Origin of the sequence: Eggerthella hominis (assembly GCF_014287365.1) — a bacterium.
Lineage (GTDB): Bacteria > Actinomycetota > Coriobacteriia > Coriobacteriales > Eggerthellaceae > Eggerthella > Eggerthella guodeyinii.
The window spans coordinates 1,046,349-1,067,838 of record NZ_JACOOA010000001.1; the positions used below are offsets into that span (position 1 = coordinate 1,046,349).

Genomic DNA, 21,490 nt, shown 5'->3' on the forward strand with positions numbered 1-21,490 from the left:
AGATTATCGAGCTAAAGCATATCTATGTTGTTCATATTTGTAAAGGTTGTATAAAAAATGAACACCGCGCATAGATTAAACCACCGCGTACTCAGCATCCCCAAAATCAAGTTCAACCGGAGCGTGGTTGCGACGATGCTTCGGCGATGGAAGCTCGCGCCAATCGATGCCATACATGTCGTCAAGATACGCCTCAACGCACGCAGGAGCTGAAAACGCAGCCCCTTCGAACGTTATACGCTCAACCGGGAAGAGAACGCTTTCGGGAAAGTGCGCCGTAGCGCACGACAGAGCAGCGTAAGCCGAACCCGGATCGCTACCACCTTGCGATGCCCACGTTTCGAATCCCTCGACGATACGTTCTCGGCTGAAACACCTCTTGACAATCATATGAGCCACTCGACACGCGCCCCTCTCCAGCGCGCCAAGCAATCCCGCATGAGGCACGGTGATGCATTTCGAATGGTAGAGGTACAACGCGCTCTGCCAAACCCGGCACATAAACCGCTGCCTCCAAGCGATCTTCTCGTCGGCGTGCAACCGATCGTAAGGAAAAACATCTACGAAAATACCTTGCGGAATCCCCGCTTCGACCGTCTCCTCAGTAAAGAATTTTGTACCGCGCTTCCACACTTTTGCGAACATGCCAGCCTGCTCATTGCATCTATGAGGATCGGCGACAACGTAAGCATCGCCAAGCGCCCGCGGGGCGATTTCCAGGAAACGCTCGTAATCGTGTCGCGGCATGCCCAGATCGACGTCGTCGTCCCAGGGTATGAAGCCGCCGTGACGCACCGCTCCCAGAAGCGTGCCCGAATCCAGGAAGTACCGGATCCCGTGCTCGCGGCACACCTTGTCGATATCGCGCAGGATATCGAGCTCGACCAACTGCAGTCTGCGCAATTCATCCTGTTCGTATTGCACGCCCTACACTCCCCCCGCCGTCTTCTCCAGCACCTCCGCATAGTACGCGTCGAGCCATCGCGACGTATCGGAGATATCGTATCCGCTGCGTCGCGCGGCGTCCGCGCCTTCGGATCGGCCGGCACCGGCGCGAACAGCCCGCTCCACCGCGTCGGCCCAGACGCCGCTTCCCGCGTCGAGCGGCAAGCGGACGGTGAATTGCGGCGCGATCACCGCCAACTCGGGAACCCCCGTCGACAGCACGCACGGCACGCCGGCAGCTTGAGCCTCCACCGCGGCCATCGACAGACCTTCCGAAAACGAGGGGAACACGAACGCATCGAGGGCTTTCAGCACGTCGGCTACGCGATCGGTTACTCCGCAGAACACGACGTCGTCCTCAAGATGAGCTTCGCGCACAGCTCGTCGGACTTCCTCCTCGGACGGCCCCCTGCCCACCAGCAGAAGCTTGGCGCCCGGAATGCGGCGCCTCGCCTCGGAGAACACCTCGATAAGATACGTATGGTTTTTGATCGGGTCGAATCTTCCCACGTGGCCGATCAGAGGCACGCCTTCGTACCCGAGCAACCGCTTAGCCTGCTCATGCGCGATCGGATCGTTGGCGTACCGATCGACGTCGATCGCGTTCTTCACCACCTGAAACCGATCGCCCTCGACGATCGCCTTGCCGAACCGATCGCGACCGGCCTCGATCGAGCAGGCGAGGAACTCGTCCGCGACGAATCGGATGGGGTACGCGAGCGCCCTGAATCCCAGCTCGGGAACGGATAACGGGTAGTTTTGGGCGTGGCTGTGCGCAATCGTCACGCGGCCCTGCCGTTTCGCCTCGCGAAGATACACCGCAGCGCTGCTCGCGATATGACCGTGCACGATAGGATGTTCAGGATGACCGGAGAAGAATTCCCGGCAGCGTTTGCGATAGACCGGATAGTTCAACAGCGTGAAACGAGGGAGGGCCCGGTACACCTTGCCGCCGAGGTCCTGGATCTCCTCATCGTAATCGCATACCCTCTGCTCGTGGACGAGAAAATCGAACTGCACGCGCGATCGATCGATCGCCCGGTACAGGTTCATGATCATGGTCTCGGCACCGCCTCGGTCCATAGCTCCGATCACGTGCAGGATGCGCATCATGCCGCCTCCCCCTTCTCGACCTCAGGACGCGCGCGATCGGGACCTCGGCGAATCGTCGACACGAGGAAAGCCAACAACGTGAGCACGCCCGCCAGGCACGCGGCCGTTCCGGCGAAGCTCACCCCATTCATATCCCACATGGTGACGAAAGGAAACGTCAAAGGCACCACCGCGACGAACGCGACGGCGTTCCCGATAAAATTCGCCTTGAAATTCCTCAGCGTGATCAGCAGGTCGCCGAAGAACCACAGGAACGCCGTCGCGACCGTAGACAAGATGATCGGCTGCAGTAGGTACACGTACGGCTCGATGCTCGCGCCGAACAGCAGCTGCAGCGCCCACGACCCGATGAATTCCAAGACGATGGAGCATGCGACGCTCACCAGCACGATGCCGCCGACCGTTTTTCCAAGCAGCTTGAGGAACCCGGCTCGATCGCCGTTGAAGAAGTAGCGGGGAAACACATCGAGGAGCGGACCGTACAGATACGTCGCGCCCATTTGGATGATCAGCGCCGGAGCGGCTACCGAAGCGTAGATGCCGAGAGCCGCATCTCCCGAAACCGCCGCCAAATACTGCTTAGGGATGGTGAAGATCGCGCTCGCAGCCAAAGAAGCGAGAACCGCCGGCAGCGAGACCTTCAAGAAGTACCACGCCTTGCTGCGCGACAGGCGAACGGAGATGCGCTCGAACCGCCGCGTCCTCGGAATGTCGAACAAAGCGAGCACGAGAAGCGCGGCAAGGGTCATGGACACGATGGCGACGTTCAGATTCTGAGTCGCCCAGAACGCCGCCACGAAGGCAACGAGCGTGCTGACGCCCTGGGCAATGAAGGATTTTCCGATATAGTCCATACGACGATGCTGCTGATCTGCGCCATGCAGGATATCGATGAGCAAGCCCACGGCTTTGAACAAGAAGAACAGCGCGATGGTAAGCAACGTATACGGCGCGCACGTCAGATACGCGTACACCATGCATGCCACGAACGCCAGCCCCAACGTCAAGCAGCGGAAGCCCAGGTATTCGCTCAGCTCGTTCTCGTGCTTGATATCGGAAATCTGATAGGTCCCCATCTTGTAGTTCGCGAACGTGCCGAAGATCCCCACGACCGACATCGCCAGCGAGAGCAGGCCCGCATCGTCGTAGCCTGCAGACAAACGCACGACGAACACCGTCGTCAGCCATTGGCACGCCAAATACGTCATAGAGCCCGCAGAGTTCCACAGCATGTTCTGTTTCGTGGACAGGGGCTGCACGTCATGGCCCGAACGAGACGACGGCCTCATAGGCGGTATGCCTCGAAGGTGTGGATTGCACGGTCGCCCTCGGACGGCGGCGTGCGCCAGTCCCCGTACTGGATCTCCAGGAACCGCTCGTAACCCGCCGGTGCGGAATACGTCCTATCCTCGAACTGCATCTCGATCGGCTCGAAGAGGCTCTTCGGGAACAGCAAGCTCGTCTTCCCCTCGCCGACGACGTCGGCAACGGTGTCGGACCCTTCGGGGCAGGCGCCGCGAGCGTTCTCGTCGATGGCGCACGCGTACTTCAACGCATCGAGCCGATGGGCGAACGGACACACCACCCGTTTCACGAGCTTCACGAAGCCGTTCGTTCCCACCGACGGATCGGTCACGATGAAACTGCGCGTCAGGGACAGCCGAGCGTTCCTCCTGAACGGCGCTCGGTTCTCGGGATCCACGTCGTCGAGCGGGAACAAATCCACCCACACGCCCGTAGCCGTGCCCTTGTCGACGAAGTTCTCCAGAACGCGCGTCGTCGTGTCGACCAGCTTCACGAACGGGTATATCGATTCGCCATCGCGGTACGAAGCAAGCGCGAACCGATCGCTCGATTTCCACCCGTCGAATCCCGAGAGCAGACGTTCGTACTCCGAACGCAGCATGACGACGTCCATATCGTCATCCCAAGGAATGAACCCACCGTGCCGCACGGCCCCGAGCAGGCTCCCGTACCCGAGGAAGTAGCGAATATCCTGCTCGCGACATACCCTATCCAGCTCGTCCATCAATTCGAGCTGGATGGCTTTCATGTCATCGATCGTCAGACGCTCCATAGCGAAGCTCACCGCCTTCGCACTCCCTCGCTCGCGCCTCGCGCAACGCTTGCTCCTGCGCAAGCGCAGCAAGCTTGCTGCGCAGTTGCGACAGCTCCACCGTAGAGTTGAACTCTCGGATGACCAAGGCCGCTATCACGTACAAGAAGACGAAATTGGCGGGCGACTCGATGGCGAGCAGATCGGAAAAGAAAAATGCGATCTGGGGAAACAGGGCCAGAAGCACCAGGCTGACGGCAAAGAGGAACCAGAAGGTCGAATCGGCTATCTTGACCTCGGACTTGCGAATCCTGCGCAAGACGAAAGCGAGCGCGCATATCGCGCCGCCGATGAGGGCAACTTTGAACAGGATGGTCATCGCTTCCTCCTGAACCACTGCACAAGCAGGATGGAGATGCTGATGCGCAGCATGTACGAAACCGACTTCGTGAAGCTCAGGTAGCTCTCGCCAGCCGTACGCTCGCGCATCTCCACCTGGACCTCTTCAACCGTGCAACCTCGCCGCATCAAGAAAGAGAGCGTGTCGGGCTCGGGCCCGAAATCGAGCTCATGGGCGAACAGGGGGATCATCGAAGCGTCGAACAGCCGCATACCCGACGTCGGATCCTGAATGCGCTTGCCGGTCGTCAGGAAGATCATCGCCGTGATGAGGGCAGACCCCGCCATGCGAGCGGAAAGCGGTTTCTTTCTCGCGGAGAAGCGCGAGCCCACGACGATGTTGGCGCCGGTGCGATCGGCAGTGGCCACCATTTCCGCTATATAGGCCGCGGAATGCTGCCCGTCGGCGTCGAACTGTATCGCGTAGTCGTATGCGTGCGCGCACGCATACTTCATCCCTGTTTGAAATGCGCCGGCAAGACCAAGGTTGACGGGAAGAGAAATGAAATGATAGCCACGCTCTTCGCAAATGGAGGCCGTCGCGTCCTTTGACCCGTCGTTGATGACCACGTAATCGACTTCGGGAGCATGCCGCTTCAAATCCTCGATCGTCGAGACGATATTCGCTTCTTCATTGTATGCCGGAATAACGGCGATTACCCTCGTTTTGCTGTCCATAGCCCTTCGTTTTCCGCCCAAGCAGGTTTTCCGATAGGCGCAGAGCACCACCGAAAACGTCGATGTTCCATTCTAACGTTGGAGTGACATAAAAGCGAATCAAATCGTATAATGGATGGATTCGACCAGTTCAATTCAAGGAAGCATGGAAGATACTCATGTCATCACCGTGCATTTGCATATTCTCCGCGCTCTATCCTCCCAGCATGGGCGGCGTGGAAGCGTACACCGAGAACCTCGCGCAGACATTGGCTGAAGCAGGCTATCGGATCATCGTGGCGACGCTGGCAACCCACGGCTCGAGAGAAACCGCCGTCGAAAACGGCATTGAAGTAGTGAGGCTCCCTTGCAGAGGATGCCTGAACAACCGGTATCCCGTCGCCCAGAAAAACAGCCGATACCGAGCGCTTTGGTCTCATCTGCAAAACGAGCGCATCGATTACGTTATCGTCAACACAAGGTTCTATCTGCATTCCCTCGAAGGTCTTGCGTTCGCTCGGGCAAAAGGCATCGCACCGATACTCATCGAGCACGGATCCGCACATTTGACGACGGGTAGTCCCCTCGTCGATGCGGGCGTCAAGCTGGTCGAGCACGCCGTGACGCGTGCCGGGCGACGATACGCCGCCTCGTACTACGCCGTATCCCGTAAGTCGAGCGCATGGCTCTCCCACTTCGGCATCGCCTCGCAAGGCGAGCTCCCCAACGCCATCTCGGCCGATGGCTACGTATCCAATGCGAGCAAACGCGATTTCCGAAGCGAGTTCGGTTTGCCGAACGATACCTTCGCTGTGGCTTTCGTTGGTCGACTCGTTGGAGAAAAGGGGGTTCTCGAGCTCGCACAAGCCGTTGCAGAGTGGTCGTCCGCGCAAAGCATTGCCCTGTTCGTGGCTGGTGACGGACCGCTCCTCGAAACGCTGCGGACGCAAGCAAGCAGCCGGTTGCACCTCCTTGGCAAGCTTTCCAGCGAAGACATCGCCGCACTGCTTATGCAGGTCGATGCCTTGTGTCTCCCCTCGCGGTCCGAAGGGTTCGCCACGACGCTACTTGAAGCAGCTGCCTGCAGCACTCCGATCATCGTCACCGACGTCGGCGGCGTGGACGAGCTCATCCCCGATGAGAATTTTGGGACCGTCATTCCCGACAAGACGCCCGAAACCATACGTCGAGTGCTTGAGCGAGCCGTCGAAAACCGTCAACAACTGCGATCACAGGGGCAGAGCGTTGGGCGGCGCGTTCGTTCCGAATGCTCCTGGGAGAAAACTGCCGAGCACGCTGTTGAAGCATGCCGACGCGCCCAGGAGCGCCGAGGCCTTTAGCCAAGGTGCGCTGCAGTAATTCGGTACAAGCGCATATCGTCCCTGCTCAGCACGATTTCGAATCCGGGAGTATCGTCATCGACGGAATCGATGCCTTTCCAGTTTTTCCCGTTCTCATACGTGAACAAGCGAGGACTTTCCTGTTCGGACTTTCCCTGATCGAGCACGATGAGGTACTCGGCCCCGATCTTATCGACCGCATCGCGGACGTCTTGGTTGGCGGAAATCTCAGACAATTTGCTCCTGATGAGTTCGCTTTCCTCTGTTTCGTCGTCTTCGCCATACGTTCTCAGGTAGCGATAATACACCCGCGCCCCATCGACCGCATAAGCGAATGCAGACCCGTCGTCGGGTACGTTGATCAACAATGCATCCTCGGGAAGGACGGACAGCGCCTCTTGAACGAACGCACGCTCGTCCGCACCGTACACGCGCAACTCGTCTGCGTCGTTTTGCCGATGCATGTACGACATCGTCCATTCGAGAGCCGTCACCTTGACACCGTCGACGGGCAGAGCGATGCCAGGATAGTAATTCGCAAGGACGAAAGCGACCGCCACAACGCAGGTTCCACCGATTCCGATCTTTCGAGGAGAAGCCTTCGGAAACATCCGCTCCGCCAACCGGCGGAGACCCTGTGCCGCCGCCCATAAGCCCATACTCGCCAAAGGGATGGCGAACAAGGCTGCCGATGCCGCGACGCGGCACGAATCGGTATACCAAAAACCCGTGAGTAAATGCTGCAGGGGACCGTCGGACGATGCATCGACAATATAGAACAGCGCCATGATCGCATACGAAACCGAGAGCCAGAGATATTCTCTCCTACGCAGCGTGTAAAGTGCGCCTACGATCACGAGTGCGGCGAGAACAACCTGGACGCCGCCCGCACGAAAACCCAGCAAAAGGGTATCGACAAACGCTTCGGGCTTCGAAGAAATCGCCGGCCACGAATGAGACACGACGCTCTGGAGAAAAGGCGCTTTGTACAAAACGTACCACACAACAGCCATTGCCGCGCACGCCCCAGCGCAACATGCAACCTGCACGAGCCGCTGGCGCCCAGCCGGTACCGGGATACGACTCGCCGCCCGGTACGCCTGCCGAGCGCAAAACGGTGCCAGGAACACCGCCGCCGTGAAAGCCGCGTTCGGCTGAGCGAACGCGCAGCACAGCATCCCCAAGAGAAACAGCAGCGCCGCAGCCGCGCGACCTGCAATGCCCACCCCCTTCGAGAACAAGCTCATGAAGGAAAACAGGACGAGCGGTAGCAGGCAGAACGCGATCATGTTCGGGTACAAGGGCCCGAACAACAGCAACATCCAGGGAAAAGCGGAGAACGCCAGCGCGCAGAGAGAGCCCCATGCAACAATGCCGGGCTTCTTCGGAAACATGATTCGCATGAGCAAGAACATGCCCGACGGAAACACCACGGCGATGAATGCAAAATTCACCGCGTTCGCCGCAAGCGCGGTGGAAACCCCCAGCACGCTCACCACAAGCGCGCACAAGCAGTTCCAGGCGGTTGGATAGTACCCGACGCCGGGTAGAGGATTGATGGCGGAATCAGCTGCGGACGCATACAGGGTGGCGGCAAAGGGCGACCAGTTGCCCGACTGGACGAAACCGAGCGTTACGCCCAGATGGTGCACGTTATCGTACTCTTGAGGGAAGGAATCGGGGCCGTCCAGGAACAGCGCGAAGCAGGCAGCGGAGACGACGAGCCCCACCAGCACGTACAATCCGAGCAGCACCCAGTCGGACGTCCATCCCCCTTCGCGCCCCCCAGCGACGCGAGGATCGCCATCTGGCGAGAAGCGAGCACCGCACGCCACCTCAATCCCCCGCCCCAAGATGGAACCTGCGACGAGCGCAACCGTCCCCACGAGAAACAGCGGGATGACAAGGGTCATCCAAGAGCTGAAGACCCCGAGCTTCGCATACAGCAAGCAAAGCAGCAGGTACCCCACGATGGAAAGCAAAGGGGCGGAAACGAGCGCGGTCAGGCGAGGCAGTCGGCATGCCCGAAGCAACAAGAACCCCGGGACGTACAAAAAGACGATCCCCGCAAGAACCGACACGACAAACATGTTCCACATAAAAGCGGTCTCCCCTCGCCTTTTACCAGTATTCTCGGTATTTTACGCTATCATGAACGAAAGTAGGAAACTTACTCAGATCCGCCCTTCGCAATCGCGCGGAAGGACGGCTGTATCGAAGGAACGGACCCCATGAGCGCATCGCAGTCCCTGATCAGCATCATCGTTCCCATATTCAACGCCGAGCCGTATCTCGAACAATGCCTCGACAGCGTTTTGGCGCAAACGCACCGCGAGCTCGACATCATCTGCCTCAACGACGGCAGCACCGACGGTTCGCTTGCCATCATGCAGGCATACGCCGATCGCGATGAGCGCATCCGCGTCATCGACAAGCAGAACCAGGGCTACGGCGCAACCTGCAACCGCGGTCTTGAGGAGGCGCACGGCAGCTGGATATCCATCGTCGAGCCCGACGACTGGATCGAGCCCGGCATGTACGCCGACATGCTCGCCTTCGCAGCAACGCTTGACGGCCCAGTCGACATCGTGAAGACCCCGTACTGGCGCATCTGGATGCCCGACACGCCCGAGCAGCGCAAGCTGAACTGCAGCTATCGCAACCGCATCAAGCCGCCCCGCCAGCCGTTCGTCATCCGCGACGCGGCGCATCTGCTGACCCACCATCCGTCAATCTGGTCGGCCGTCTACCGGAAGTCGTTCCTCGACGTACACGGCATTCGGTTTCGCGAATATCCCGGCGCTGGATGGGCTGACAATCCGTTCCTGATTGAAACGCTCTGCCAAGCCGAGCGCATCGCCTACCTCGACAAACCGTATTACTGCTACCGGGAAGAAACGCCCGAGAAGTCGAAGTCGTTCGCGCTCAACAACACGTTGTTGCCCTTCGAGCGCTGGAACGACATGATGGACGTGCTCGAACGCATTGGGATGGACGACGAAACCGTGTTGCGTGCCCACAACAGCCGCGGGTTCACCTATTTGAGCGGCGTGCTCGAAGAAGTCGACCTGTCGCACGAAGAGGTGCGCACGGCGGCAACCCGCATGTTCGAGCGCATGGATGCCGATCTCGTGTTGTCGGATGCCGAGATCCCGCCCGGCTGCAAGCGGATGTTTGCCGACCTGCGCGACATGCCCGAACCGCAAGCGAGCAACCTCCCCTATGCATGGGGGCTCGTCAAGCAGGGGCTGTACAACCTTAAGAACGTGGGCCCCTCGTTCACGTGGTATACCTTGACCAGCTACTTCGCAAAGAAAGACAAGCGAGCCGGCGGCAACTAGAAGAGAGGAGGGGGCGTCCAAACACGACGCCCCCTCCTCTTTAGCAAAACCGCGTTTTACGCCGCTTGAACTTCCGGCAACGGAACAACCGTCGTCGGGTCGCCTCCAGCATCAACCACTTCCATAACCTTCTTCCACGTCGCCTCGTCCCGAGGAACCAGCCACATGCCATCGTGCTCCTCCATGAAATCGCCGACATACGGACCGGTTCCGGAGAGAACCTTGATCTTGTCGGCGTTCGATGTGAAGCTCGAAACCACGGTCGTCAATTCATCGATAGGCCAATTCGTATCGACGTTGTCAACCAATGCGTCAATGTGAGCAGCAGCGCCTGCGGGGTCTGAAGCAACCTTATCTATGGCCACCTCTACAATCTGGCGATCCTGAATTTGCCGGCATGCTTCAATGTCGCCAGCGTACATTTTGCGCATACGAGCCAATACAAGCGATTGAGGACCGTCAAGTTGCTGCGTACCGGCGCTCAGTTCAATATTGGGACCGGAAACGATATCTGCAAGATGCATATCGATAGGCACATTTGCCGTTATGCCGCCAAGCTCGTTTACGAAGTTTTCGAACTCAACGAAGCCCATATCGAGATAGTAGGTGATTTTCACACCCGTCAGCAACTCAACCTGCTCGATCGCACCCTCGATACCCCCCTGTCGATATGCCTCGTTGATTTTCGTCACGGAACCATCGAGCGTCGTCTCGGTATCACGAGGCACGGACACCAACGTCACCTGAAACGATTTCGGATCGATCCGCGCAAGCATCATGGTATCGGAACGCCCCGTACCGTCAGCGTACTCCTCTTTCGTGATTTCCGTCGTGCCGGTGCGCGAATCGTTACCGACAACCAGCACATAAAAGGGAGCTTCTTGAGCCTTCCCCTCCCCGTCGCTCGCTTCCTTCATGAGCTGCGTGTCAGAAACGCCCTCATCGGTAGGTTGCTGCTGGCAACCCGCAAGCAACAATACCGAAAACACGCTGCACGCAATTGCGGCGGCGCATACGATTTGTTTGAGCTTCACGAAAACCATCCCTTTCGAGCGCCAGCAAACTAACAGCCAACGCGATCCTTCAGCCAACAAGGCAGGGCCATAATAGCACGGCCCGCCCGATACGTCGTTGACTCAGTGTACTCTTTACGAACTCCGCCCATTTCCCGAGCATGCTCAATGACATGAAGGCGAAAAGATAGTTCCTCATCGTAAGGAAGTTCGCAAGCCCATGCGTCCAGAACGGATTCTTCGATCGACAGGGCATCGAAAGCCGCCAAATCATAGCAGAAAGCAATATGGTGCAGCAGCGACTTGTGAAATGTGCGCCAACCATCTTTCCCATTCAAATGCAACCATTTCTCAAGCTCGTACGCGCTCTTAAAATGACCGTACACGTGCTTGACTCCGCGCTTTTCAGTCATAGTCGAACCTGGACGTACCCTTCTTACGTACAATGGCTCATTCAGGAATCCCGCACGTTGCGCATAGGCAAGCACCATACAGGTAAATAGATTATCCTCATGGACGATACCCTCGGGAAAACGAATGCCCGAGGCTTCAAGAAAGTCGCGCCGTATGAATTGCATCGCCGGAGACACGCAAAACGAGCCCCCCTCGACGAACCGCACCAGAAGCTCGCGACCCGTCATGTTGCCGCGTATATCCTCGCGGTTATCGTAGTCATCACGGTATCGCCCCCGCATACGAGCGTTCTCGTATTCAGAGCGGGCTGAAAAAAACAAATCATCCAGCCCGTCGCGCTCTGCCCGATCATACAACGCTTGCAACGCATGCTCTTCGTAATAATCATCTGAATCCAAGAACAGAAGGTACGTTCCCACCGCTCTGTCGATGCCGACGTTTCTCGCAGCCGACTGACCCGCATTCGCCTGCGAGATGAAAGAAAACCTCTCGTCCCCTTTCACAGCGCCCCGTGCAAAAGAAAGCGTATCGTCAGTCGATCCATCGTCGATGCAGATGGCTTCGAAGTCCGGAAACGTCTGTCGCTGAAGCGACTCTATGCATTGCCCGATATAGGGGCGAACGTTGTACATGGGAACGATGACCGATATTGCGGGCATGCGAGGCTCACCTTTCTAACGATGCTGGCGCCATGCAAGGCGCCTCGCGAACAACTACGCCGCCGCGTCGAGCGCCTGCGGGACGATAGCCATCGACTCCACGTCCAAGCTACTGGGATCCTCCCCGGCATCGACGTCTGCCATGAGCGTGGCCCATCCTTCGGGATTCTCGTAGCACAACCACATGCCATCGTGCTCTTCAAAGAAATCCCCGTTGCTGGGACCCGTGCAGCTGTACATGGTCACTTTACCCGACGCGCCAGCGAACTGCAGCGCCAAGGACACGATGTCGGCCGTATCCATATCAGTTCCCACGCATGACGCGAGATCCAGCACAGTTCCCGGCAGCTCCGTCAACGACTTTTGCAGCACTTCGTCGACAATGGCTTGGAATAACTGGCGAATATTGCTCTGCCGCTTAGCCTCTTGGTTGTCGCCGTACTCGTGACGGGCACGCGCGAATATCTGAGCCTCCTGACCGTCGAGCGTTTGCACGCCCGGCTCCAGCTTCACTGTCTCGCCCGTTAGCGCATCCTGATACGATATCTCCACGGGAACGTCCACCGTGATGCCACCGAGCTTATCAACAAGCTCCTGGAACTCGGAAAAATGGACTTCCGCGTAGTGAGAGATGGGAACGCCTGTCAGGTCAGACACTGCGCGGATGGAGTAAGCTGCTCCGCCGAGGTTGTACGCCTCATTGATTTTTACCACCCGCCCATCTTCCAGCATAAGCGGAGTATCGCGCGGTATGGACACCATGGTCACCTGCCTGCTAGCAGGGTCCACGCGCAGCAGGATCATCACATCCGAACGCTGATTATCGCCAGACTCGGCTTCCTTGTCCGAAGTACCGGAACCTTCGCGTGAATCCGATCCCAACACGAGCATATAGAAAGGCTTGCCCGCCTCGCCCGCCGTTAGAGCAGCGTTGACCGAAGCATCCTGCTCGGAGCCCATGAAAAGCGCGTTATTGAGTGCGTTGGAATACCAGAGCGCATAACCGCCGCCCGCAAGCAAGATCACAAGAAGAACCGCGAGCGCAGACAAACCAATGCGCTTCGACAAGCGCGACCGATTGCGCTTTCTAACGTGATCAGGGTAAAGCTCTTGAGCAGTAGGGCGGCCAGCTGCTCGAGGCGCATACGAAGCGTCTCCGGGACGATAGCCTCGTTGCATGCGAGATTGCTGGATATGCGAACGGGGGGCATCTCGGCTCGAATGTGAGTTGAAGTCACTCGGCGAAAGAGGGGGTCTCTGCACATGATGCCCAGTCGGATGAGCGCCTCCGTTCGCAGGTGCTCCGCTCCGAGCCCTGCCCCTAGGTATCCCCTTGCGAGAACGGTCAGACCCTGTCAACGATGCACCTCCCTAGCAATCGGAAACGAACGCAGATCATAATAGCACAGAGCCCGACTCTCCCTAAAAACAGAACACACCATCCAAAGCAGGGGGAGCGCGAAGGCGCTAATCCCTCAAACCATACATTCTCTCGTAGTAATCCCGATACGCACCGCTGGTAACATGCTCCATCCAATCTTTATGAGCCAGGTACCATTTGATTGTGAGCACGATGCCATCTTCGAACTTGGTTTCAGGATACCAGCCGAGATCCGCTTTGATCTTATCGGGCGCTATGCCATAGCGCCTATCATGCCCCTTACGATCCTGCACGTAAGCGATCAAAGCCTCAGTGATCTCAGGGTCGCAAACAGCCTTCGACGCTTCTTCGATGATCTTCTTCACAATGAAGATATTTGGACGCTCGTTATGACCGCCAACGTTATACACCTCGCCCAGCACGCCATTGCTCACGACCATGTCAATAGCTTTGCAGTGATCTTCGACGTAAAGCCAATCGCGCACGTTCAGTCCATCGCCGTACACCGGCAGGCTCTCGTGCATAAGAGCGTTGTTGATCATGAGAGGGATGAGCTTTTCAGGAAATTGAAACGGCCCATAATTGTTCGAACAGCGCGTGATGTTGATGGGAAGCCCATACGTGTCCCCATACGCTTTCACAAAAAAATCTGCGGCGGCTTTTGAGGACGAGTACGGGCTGTGCGGATTGAGCGGCGTGTCTTCCCGGAAGAACGTGTCGGGCTCGTCGATCGAAAGGCTTCCATACACCTCATCAGTGGAAACTTGTAGGAACTTACGATCCCCGAAGGTGCCGTCCGGCCTCTCCCACGCGGTTTTTGCAGCATTGAGCAGCGTCACCGTACCCATGACGTTGGTCTGGGCGAACACCTCAGGGGTTTCGATGGAGCGATCGACATGGCTCTCGGCGGCGAAGTTCACCACGTAATCGATGTCGTAATCGGCAAAGAGCTTCTCTATGGCAGGTTTATCACAAATATCAGCCTGGCTGAACACATGGCGAGCATCGCACTCGATATCTTTCAGATTCTCAAGGTTGCCCGCGTAGGTGAGCTTATCCACGTTGACAATGCGAATGTTGTCATACTCTTTCAGCATGTACAGAACGAAATTGCTGCCGATGAAGCCAGCACCGCCCGTTACAAGATAGGTTTTAGTCATAATTAGTCATCTTTCCTTGGAACGAATATCTCGCCGCTCGCAACACGCTGCAAATACTCGCCGTAAGGCGATTTGCCATATTTTTGGGCTGATTCCCTCAAAGTCTCAAGCGCGATCCAACCTTGACGATATGCGATCTCCTCTATGGACGCAATTTGCATATGCTGGGAGTTCTCGACTACACGCACGAGCTCTGCTGCCTCGAAAAGCGAATCCATCGTACCGGTGTCCAGCCACGAGTAGCCACGCCCAAGCGTGACCACGTTGAGAGATCCGTCGTCAAGATACATCTGATTCAAACTCGTGATCTCGTATTCGCCGCGCGCGGAGGGCTTTACCTTTTTCGCGAACCCACACACCCGACTGTCGTAGAAGTACAAACCTGTCACCGCGAAGTTCGAGCGAGGGTGCTCCGGTTTCTCCTCGATGGATACGGCCTTGCCATCGGCATCGAACTCCACAACACCGAAGCGCTCGGGATCGTCGACATAGTATCCGAACACTGTGGCACCGTGCTCCATTTTGCGAGCCCTGATGAGATGTCGCCCTAAACCGTTGCCGTAGAAGATGTTGTCACCGAGAATGAGCGCGCAGGGATCGCCGTCGATGAACTCCTCACCAATTACGAAGGCCTGAGCAAGGCCATTAGGTTCAGGCTGCTCGGCGTACGACAGCTTGAGGCCAAAATGGGAACCATCCCGCAGCAAACGCTTGAAATTGGGGAGATCTTGAGGCGTCGAGATGACAAGAATATCGCGAATGCCCGCCAGCATCAGCGTTGACAGCGGGTAGTAAATCATTGGCTTGTCGTACACCGGCAACAACTGCTTCGACGTCACCGTCGTCAACGGATACAAACGGGTTCCTGACCCACCCGCCAGAATGATCCCCTTCATGGTTTTCCTTTCAACTCTGCGCCTGAGTCATGGACATGCGAATGCACGCCAACTTGTTACTTTTGCGTTACTATAATACCAACAAAAAGAGATGCCACTCTAAGAAATGAGCATTCGCATGGGAAACGAGCCTCAAGTCACGGTCATATGCACCGCCTACAACCACGAGAAGTACATCGAGACAGCACTCGACAGCTTCGTCGCACAGCAGACTTCGTTCCCATTTCGCATCTACGTGAGCGACGACAAGAGCCATGACCGGACAACGGGTATCGTTCGGGCTTACGCCGAGCGATACCCCGATATTGTGGTCCCTTTCATCCGAGAAGCCAATATCGGCGCCGGCCGAAACTGGGAGGACATGATCTCCCACACCTGTGCTCCCTTTATCGCATTCTGCGATGGTGACGATTACTGGACCGACCCCCTCAAGCTGCAGAAGCAATACGACTATATGAAGTCCCATCCCGAAATGCGCGCATGCTTTCACGATGTCGAGATCAGCATCGAAACCTCCGATGGCACCTGGTTCCAAAGCAAGGACTTCTCCCACACCAAAGATGGACGATTGCGATGGCCAAGCGGAAACGTCCGTTTTTTCAAGAAGAAGTCATACAGGCTCGAGAATTTCATTCCGTTCGGTTTCGTGCACACGTCTTCGATGTTCATTCGATGGGATTACGGCATAGGTTTTCCACCTTGGTACTTCGGAAAAGGACTCGGCGACTTCCCTCTCTGGGCGCTTCAAGTGAACACTGGCCGCTTCGGGTACATCGATGAGACCATGTCCGTTCACAGGCGCACCGATTCTGGATCGTTTAGCTTTGAAAACCGATACGAATTCTGGCGTAAAAGCAAACAAGGATGGATTGAACTCGATGAAGGCATGATCGATTTCTTCACACACGAAAAGCCGTCTCGGAGTATCGTCCGCACCCTAGAGCACCGCGAACGTGACGATCTGGCAAAGCTGATCAAAGGCTCCATCGAATGCGACAGCGAGCAGGATACTTGGAACCTTCTCAACGAGCATCGGGAGCTAATCGAACGGCTCTTCCGCGTTCGGATTGGTGCGTCGTATGCTCCAAGCGAGCATCGTTCGACGATTGACAAGCTCGAGAAGTCAGCGCCGCTCCCACCGTACAACAAGATGCTTTCGACAAGAATTCGTCGCGTAATCGATATCATCGCGACGGCGCTGCAAACCATTCGCCATTAGCACCGCGAAAGGAAACCACGAAAGCACCACTCCCTCCCCTCAAGCGAATCTCGTACTTCGATAATTAAAATTCGTCCTAATCTTTCTCGTCGCTCTCAACACATGCTGACTCGCATAAACGCTCGGAGTCATGCCTCGAACGTGATCCTCAACTTCATCTAATTGTTCCCCATGCCCGTATTCGTATTCATATCGGGTCTCTTCGCGCAAAGCGCATACCGGCGGGAAACGGGTCTGGACGTCAATCGCATAATCGGATTTATTATACTGCACGTACTCCTCTACACCGTTCTTTGGCTTATCGGCCAGATCGCTGCCACAACGCCTTCTCTACCAATTCGATCGCCTGGCATATGCTTTCTACAGCATGGTGATCCATAACCATCCCGTTCATGGCGAAAACCAAACCTTTCCCGCGAGCGCGGACTGCTTCGTGCTGGGGATGCTCGTCGGATTCAGCCAGATGTTCAATGAATCCCCTCCCTTTCACGCACGGCGGTATTTGCACCGTCCTTCCTCCTAGGATACTGCGCAGACTGCATAAAGCCCTTGAACGCCATCGCCATCATTCAATCACGTCCCGAATCCAAAGCAATCGCCGCAGCGCGTTGACGATCGCGCTCGCCGCATGCTACCTCGCAGGCGACACCCCGGATACCTTCCTCAAACTAGCAGTTGGCTATAATAGCTATGCTTCGCTTGACAAGGTGTGGACTCCGAATCAAAGTACCGTTTTCGGACGTGTCGTCTGTTACGGAATCACATGGATCAGCGGAACAGCTCTCTTGCTGCTTACCCCTCGTAAAAAGTTGGCGATCACCAAGCTCGGCGGCAGAACTCTCGCTGCGCACTTCTTGCATGTGCCCATTCTCAATACTTTAGGGCGCGTCGCGTGACTCGCTTCGGTCGTTCTTCGCAAGTTCTTCTTCGGAGGAGTCTTGAACGTACTCGCTCGTTCGATGTTTCGCCATCAATCCTGACTGTGTAAAGCTTGCGTTAATGATCTTGTTGAATAGAAGTGAGAGCGACTTCCATAAAAGCGCAAACGTCAATACGATGCTCAGCATGCAAACCAGTGCAAAAGCAAGCACCGAGTTAATTGGGTTGGGATGGCGGTCAGGTCCGAAAACCCAAGTGACAGTATTGTTGAGGAGGGGCAGTCGATCGACTCCGATCCAGAGGTGACGAAAGCCCCGCCCGAGAGATCAGGGTTTTGAGGATCTATAGGGATCTTTTTATCCTTCTATCGACCAAGATTGAAGGATAAAAAGATCCCTATAGAAAACACGGTACAGCATTCTCCACCGAACTCTCGCCGGCAAGGCTCTCTGCGAGCCGCTCTCGGAGACACACAACGCGCTGCGGGACGGTAATAAGGAAAGGCGCAGAAGGCTTAGGTTCGAGCTTGCACGAAAGCCGACGCGATGGCCTTCTCAGACGATTCGTCGGAAGAGGCTGGAGCCGCCCCGTGCTAACGCCTCCAACTTCTCCGCCAAGATCCGTTTCGCAACCGGCGTAGATAAAGAAATTGTCGCCATCGGAAGGCAGAGTCGCACCCATTAACTTCACGCCGCTTACTCGACGAACCGCTGCGCAATAGCAGGCATAATACGATAAACTAATAGAGCACACAAACTAGCTTCGGGGAGGTCATCAACATGGGTAAGTTCTCAGGCAAGACGATGCTGATTCTCGGCACCAGTACAGGAGCAATCGACCTCATTCTCCACGCTCGGAGCCACGGCGCGCGCGTACTCGTGGCCGACTATTACAACCAGGATAAATCGCCCGCTAAGAGCTACGCCGACGAATCGTTTCTCGTCAGCACCGCCGACCTTGATGCGCTTGAGCGCATCGTTAACGACCACTCTGTCGACTGCGTGTACTCGGGCATTAGCGAGTTCAACCTAATCCAATCGATGCGGCTTTCGAAGCGATGCGGACTCCCCTTTTATTGCACCGAAGAGCAGTGGAACGACATTGCCGACAAGGAGCTATTTCGGAAAAAATGCATAGAGCACGGAGTACCGTGTCCCCAGACATATTATTCAGGCACGTCCATGCCCGAATCCCTTCCTGACGAAATTTCCTATCCCGCCGTCATCAAACCAGTCGACGCCTCATCGTCCGCAGGTGTTCACATCTGCCCCGACAAAGAGACGCTCCTGGCAAGCATTTCAGATGCTTTCAATGCATCGACCAGCGGCAAAATCATTCTGGAACAGTTTGTCAAGGGCCATGAATTCACCGCCCATTACACCTTGTTCGATGGCAAAGCAACCCTTTCTTGCATCGACAATCGATACCCAACGGCAGTTCATGATGGCGTAGTCACCACCATACCCGCTGCTCGTATCTATCCATCTCTCTTCGTCGATGAGTATATTGAAAGCGTCAACGAATCCATGATACGTCTTTGTGAAAGCACGGGAGTCCGGTACGGTGTGCTTTTTATCCAGGGCATGTTCGATCCAGAAACGAAGGATTTCGCCATTTTCGAGGGCGGGCTCAGAGGAGCGGGCGAATGCCCCTATCGCTACATCGAGAGAATCAACGGCGTCAACTATGCGACCATGATCGTCGACTCTTTGCTCTCGGATTCCTATTTGACGGGAACGTGGCCGGATGATCCGCACATGAAAGGAAAGTCGTGCGGGGTCGTCTCCTTCATAGCCAAGCATGGAGTCGTTGGGGATATTCGAGGCTTAGAAGAAACTGTTGAGCACCTCCCCCGTGTCATCGACTTCGAGTCACGCTACCCTGTCGGTTCCACGACGCCAGACGGAAACACGCTTCACCAACTCATGATCCGTTTTTTCTTGATATGCGATGATCGCGAGCAAATGGCAGAAGATGTTCGATATATCAACGACCACGTCAACGTCTTCGATGTTGAAGGGCGCAGCCTTGCATTGAAGCTCGATCCTGAACGTCTTTTCGATCTCGATTAGCCAATAGAATAGGACAAGCAATGACCATGATATGCAAAACGCAGAACCAGCGTCACAGTCATCTCAAGCGTGATTACTACTACAGTGCTGCTCGAAATGCAATGAAGGACTTCATTGCCAGGGTCGCCGTCGAGAAGAGTTCATTCTCCCCTACAACAGTTCTCCTGCCTTCATACATTGGAGTATCGCCAAAAGAAGGGAGCGGAATCTTCGATCCCATCGTCGAGCTCAGCGACAAAGGTTTGATTGATTTCTCATTTTACCGAATGACCAACGATCTTCGCATCGACGTGACCGACGTGGCGAGAATCGTGCGAGACCTCGGCGAGCGGACGTTCATATTTCTCCAGGTGAACTATTTTGGTTTCGTAGATCCGAGCGAGCGAATCGTATACAAAATCGTCAAGAATGCCGGTGGCATCGTACTCGAAGACAACGCTCATTCCTTTTTCACCTACCACTATCGACAAAACCATTATTGCGACGCTTGCTTCTTTTCACTGCACAAGCAATTCCCGTTCGAGCAAGGGGGCATGCTTCGCATAACGAATGACGCCCTAACTAATTTAAGCTATTCGGGAAGCAAAGACCCGTCGCCTGAAGCCGACCCTTGGATATACGACTTCCGAAGCATCTCTCAAACGTGCAGGAACAACTTCCTTGCTGTGCAAGAACTCATGGACAAGAATCTCGACCTTTGGACACCTATCAGAACCCTATCGAGTTACGATTACACCGTTCCTCAAACATTTCCGATAGCATTGCTATCCAGCGACCGCTTCAAGGTGTACCTGGACATGAACGAGCTTGGTTTCGGCGCCACAAGCTTGTATCATACCCTCATCGAACCGCTCAGAGACGATCCCCGGTTCGAAGAGAGCAGGAGACTCGCGGCATGCGTTCTCAATCTTCCCGTACACCAGGATGTCGATGCTTCTTTGTATCCGGATTTGATCGATAGCCTTAAACGCTCCTGCCGAACCAATGGAATCGCATAGAAGCAGGCCGCACGAAAGGACAAGCACGATGAAACACATCGCGATCGCGGGCGCTTCGGGATATCTGGGCTTCAAAATGACGAGGCTGCTGCTGAACTCTGGAAATGCCGTTTTGGCGCTTTCCTCCAAGCGCGAGCGGCTCAATGCCAGCTTTTCGCACACCGAGATGTTCATGCATGTAAATCGCTGTGATTTCTCCGCTCTCAGCTCCCAGCCAATCGACATTCTCGTTAATTGCTCCTTTCCCCGATCAGAAGAGGGAAAGGAGCTGGCATCCGGTTTGGCATACACCTATGACCTTTTTACAGCCGCCAAGGAGAACGGAGTAAAATCGGTCATCAACATTTCGTCGCAAAGCGTTTATTCTCAAACACGCGAGCAGTATGCAGACGAGAAAGAGCCTCTGAATCCGACCAGCGGGTACGCGTTGGGAAAATATTCCGCCGAACTTATCTGCAATGCGCTGCTCGCCGACACGCCGCATGCGCACATCAGGCTTGCGAGCCTGATAGGACCAGAATTCGACCAGCGCTTTATCAACTTCTTCGCCAAGAAAATCATCAACGGCGAGCCTATCACAGCAAAAGGAAGCGATCAGATTTTTGGCTTCCTTGATATCCGTGATGCGGCTGACGCTCTCGTCACTATGACGCTACACGAACCGACGACATGGAAAGACGTATACAATCTCGGCCCGCAATGTGGGGGCTATGCGTTCGACACCATCATGTCTGCGATAGAGCGGACGGCAAAGCAACGTGGCTACCAGGTACGAGCAACGTACGACACTGATCGGCCATGGCACAATTCAGGACTCGATAGCTCGAGATTCTTCTCTGATTTCGCGTGGACGCCATCACACGACCTTCGTGATTCCATTGAATGCATCTTTAACCATTACGAAGAGTAGCGACAATGCTCCATGCTCTGTGTTATGGTTTTGAAGCC

Annotated in this window: 18 protein-coding genes; 6 read left to right on the forward strand and 12 right to left on the reverse strand. The window is 55.9% G+C overall.

Going from position 1 to position 21,490, the window contains the following annotated elements; all coding sequences use genetic code 11:
* Positions 1-75: 75 nt before the first annotated feature.
* The 6 genes from H8S61_RS04575 to H8S61_RS04600 form a co-directional block, all read right to left on the reverse strand.
* Positions 76-924: a LicD family protein gene (locus H8S61_RS04575; protein ID WP_160943311.1), complete on the reverse strand. Its 849-nt coding sequence runs from the start codon at positions 922-924 to the stop codon at positions 76-78.
* A gap of 3 nt (positions 925-927) precedes the next feature.
* Positions 928-2,058, reverse strand: coding sequence for a glycosyltransferase (locus H8S61_RS04580; RefSeq protein WP_186938085.1), 1,131 nt, complete (start codon positions 2,056-2,058; stop codon positions 928-930).
* Positions 2,055-3,233: a lipopolysaccharide biosynthesis protein gene (locus H8S61_RS04585; protein WP_366457822.1), complete on the reverse strand. Its 1,179-nt coding sequence runs from the start codon at positions 3,231-3,233 to the stop codon at positions 2,055-2,057. Before H8S61_RS04585 ends, H8S61_RS04580 begins: the two co-directional genes overlap by 4 nt.
* A gap of 110 nt (positions 3,234-3,343) precedes the next feature.
* The gene (locus tag H8S61_RS04590; RefSeq protein WP_160943308.1) at positions 3,344-4,135 is read right to left on the reverse strand and encodes a LicD family protein; all 792 of its coding nucleotides are present in this window, start codon (positions 4,133-4,135) and stop codon (positions 3,344-3,346) included.
* Complete coding sequence (locus H8S61_RS04595) at positions 4,113-4,493, reverse strand: DUF2304 domain-containing protein (protein ID WP_160943307.1); 381 nt, start codon at positions 4,491-4,493, stop codon at positions 4,113-4,115. The genes H8S61_RS04590 and H8S61_RS04595 overlap by 23 nt, the downstream gene beginning before the upstream one ends.
* Positions 4,490-5,191 carry a glycosyltransferase family 2 protein gene (locus H8S61_RS04600; RefSeq protein WP_160943306.1) on the reverse strand — a complete coding sequence of 234 codons (702 nt, stop codon included), beginning with the start codon at positions 5,189-5,191 and terminating at the stop codon, positions 4,490-4,492. The genes H8S61_RS04595 and H8S61_RS04600 overlap by 4 nt, the downstream gene beginning before the upstream one ends.
* 215 nt (positions 5,192-5,406) lie before the next feature.
* Between H8S61_RS04600 and H8S61_RS04605 the strand changes: the two genes are divergently transcribed.
* Positions 5,407-6,510 (forward strand): glycosyltransferase family 4 protein, encoded by a 1,104-nt coding sequence (locus H8S61_RS04605; RefSeq protein ID WP_186938087.1) that lies wholly within the window; start codon positions 5,407-5,409, stop codon positions 6,508-6,510.
* Here the strand turns inward: H8S61_RS04605 and H8S61_RS04610 are convergent.
* On the reverse strand, positions 6,507-8,609 hold the full coding sequence (locus H8S61_RS04610; RefSeq protein WP_186938088.1) for a DUF6541 family protein: 2,103 nt from the start codon (positions 8,607-8,609) through the stop codon (positions 6,507-6,509). The genes H8S61_RS04605 and H8S61_RS04610 overlap by 4 nt on opposite strands.
* Positions 8,610-8,741: 132 nt before the next feature.
* Between H8S61_RS04610 and H8S61_RS04615 the strand changes: the two genes are divergently transcribed.
* Positions 8,742-9,851 (forward strand): glycosyltransferase family 2 protein, encoded by a 1,110-nt coding sequence (locus tag H8S61_RS04615; protein WP_186938089.1) that lies wholly within the window; start codon positions 8,742-8,744, stop codon positions 9,849-9,851.
* A 56-nt stretch (positions 9,852-9,907) separates the two neighbouring features.
* Here H8S61_RS04615 and H8S61_RS04620 read toward each other — a convergent pair whose 3' ends face one another.
* The 5 genes from H8S61_RS04620 to rfbA form a co-directional block, all read right to left on the reverse strand.
* Entirely contained in the window at positions 9,908-10,894 is a 987-nt protein-coding gene (locus H8S61_RS04620) for an LCP family protein (RefSeq protein WP_186938090.1), read from the reverse strand.
* Positions 10,895-10,914: 20 nt separating this feature from the next.
* The gene (locus tag H8S61_RS04625; RefSeq protein ID WP_186938091.1) at positions 10,915-11,937 is read right to left on the reverse strand and encodes a glycosyltransferase family 2 protein; all 1,023 of its coding nucleotides are present in this window, start codon (positions 11,935-11,937) and stop codon (positions 10,915-10,917) included.
* A gap of 54 nt (positions 11,938-11,991) precedes the next feature.
* The gene (locus H8S61_RS04630; RefSeq protein WP_233789713.1) at positions 11,992-13,005 is read right to left on the reverse strand and encodes an LCP family protein; all 1,014 of its coding nucleotides are present in this window, start codon (positions 13,003-13,005) and stop codon (positions 11,992-11,994) included.
* A 399-nt stretch (positions 13,006-13,404) separates the two neighbouring features.
* Complete coding sequence (gene rfbB / locus H8S61_RS04635; RefSeq protein WP_186938093.1) at positions 13,405-14,478, reverse strand: dTDP-glucose 4,6-dehydratase; 1,074 nt, start codon at positions 14,476-14,478, stop codon at positions 13,405-13,407.
* A 2-nt stretch (positions 14,479-14,480) separates the two neighbouring features.
* Complete coding sequence (gene rfbA, locus H8S61_RS04640; RefSeq protein ID WP_186938094.1) at positions 14,481-15,374, reverse strand: glucose-1-phosphate thymidylyltransferase RfbA; 894 nt, start codon at positions 15,372-15,374, stop codon at positions 14,481-14,483.
* A 118-nt stretch (positions 15,375-15,492) separates the two neighbouring features.
* On the opposite strand from rfbA, the gene H8S61_RS04645 reads away from it, so the two are divergent.
* The 4 genes from H8S61_RS04645 to H8S61_RS04660 all read left to right on the forward strand — a co-directional run bounded on the left by H8S61_RS04645 (position 15,493) and on the right by H8S61_RS04660 (position 21,452).
* Positions 15,493-16,593 (forward strand): glycosyltransferase family 2 protein, encoded by a 1,101-nt coding sequence (locus tag H8S61_RS04645; protein WP_186938095.1) that lies wholly within the window; start codon positions 15,493-15,495, stop codon positions 16,591-16,593.
* Positions 16,594-18,251: 1,658 nt separating this feature from the next.
* Positions 18,252-19,544: an ATP-grasp domain-containing protein gene (locus H8S61_RS04650; protein ID WP_186938096.1), complete on the forward strand. Its 1,293-nt coding sequence runs from the start codon at positions 18,252-18,254 to the stop codon at positions 19,542-19,544.
* Positions 19,545-19,564: 20 nt separating this feature from the next.
* A complete protein-coding gene (locus tag H8S61_RS04655; protein ID WP_186938097.1) occupies positions 19,565-20,542 on the forward strand; it encodes an aminotransferase class V-fold PLP-dependent enzyme in 978 nt (325 codons plus the stop codon).
* Positions 20,543-20,570: 28 nt separating this feature from the next.
* A complete protein-coding gene (locus H8S61_RS04660) occupies positions 20,571-21,452 on the forward strand; it encodes an NAD-dependent epimerase/dehydratase family protein (protein ID WP_186938098.1) in 882 nt (293 codons plus the stop codon).
* Positions 21,453-21,490 lie beyond the last annotated feature (38 nt).

What these genes read in the sequence shown, in the direction of transcription:
- H8S61_RS04580 (WP_186938085.1), bottom strand. Translation starts at nt 2,058, where the DNA reads ATGATGCGCATCCTGCACGTGATCGGAGCTATGGACCGAGGCGGTGCC.
- H8S61_RS04590 (WP_160943308.1), bottom strand. Translation starts at nt 4,135, where the DNA reads ATGGAGCGTCTGACGATCGATGACATGAAAGCCATCCAGCTCGAATTG.
- H8S61_RS04595 (WP_160943307.1), bottom strand. Translation starts at nt 4,493, where the DNA reads ATGACCATCCTGTTCAAAGTTGCCCTCATCGGCGGCGCGATATGCGCG.
- H8S61_RS04600 (WP_160943306.1), bottom strand. Translation starts at nt 5,191, where the DNA reads ATGGACAGCAAAACGAGGGTAATCGCCGTTATTCCGGCATACAATGAA.
- H8S61_RS04610 (WP_186938088.1), bottom strand. Translation starts at nt 8,609, where the DNA reads ATGTGGAACATGTTTGTCGTGTCGGTTCTTGCGGGGATCGTCTTTTTG.
- H8S61_RS04615 (WP_186938089.1), top strand. Translation starts at nt 8,742, where the DNA reads ATGAGCGCATCGCAGTCCCTGATCAGCATCATCGTTCCCATATTCAAC.
- H8S61_RS04620 (WP_186938090.1), bottom strand. Translation starts at nt 10,894, where the DNA reads ATGGTTTTCGTGAAGCTCAAACAAATCGTATGCGCCGCCGCAATTGCG.
- H8S61_RS04625 (WP_186938091.1), bottom strand. Translation starts at nt 11,937, where the DNA reads ATGCCCGCAATATCGGTCATCGTTCCCATGTACAACGTTCGCCCCTAT.
- rfbB (WP_186938093.1), bottom strand. Translation starts at nt 14,478, where the DNA reads ATGACTAAAACCTATCTTGTAACGGGCGGTGCTGGCTTCATCGGCAGC.
- rfbA (WP_186938094.1), bottom strand. Translation starts at nt 15,374, where the DNA reads ATGAAGGGGATCATTCTGGCGGGTGGGTCAGGAACCCGTTTGTATCCG.
- H8S61_RS04645 (WP_186938095.1), top strand. Translation starts at nt 15,493, where the DNA reads ATGGGAAACGAGCCTCAAGTCACGGTCATATGCACCGCCTACAACCAC.
- H8S61_RS04650 (WP_186938096.1), top strand. Translation starts at nt 18,252, where the DNA reads ATGGGTAAGTTCTCAGGCAAGACGATGCTGATTCTCGGCACCAGTACA.
- H8S61_RS04655 (WP_186938097.1), top strand. Translation starts at nt 19,565, where the DNA reads ATGACCATGATATGCAAAACGCAGAACCAGCGTCACAGTCATCTCAAG.
- H8S61_RS04660 (WP_186938098.1), top strand. Translation starts at nt 20,571, where the DNA reads ATGAAACACATCGCGATCGCGGGCGCTTCGGGATATCTGGGCTTCAAA.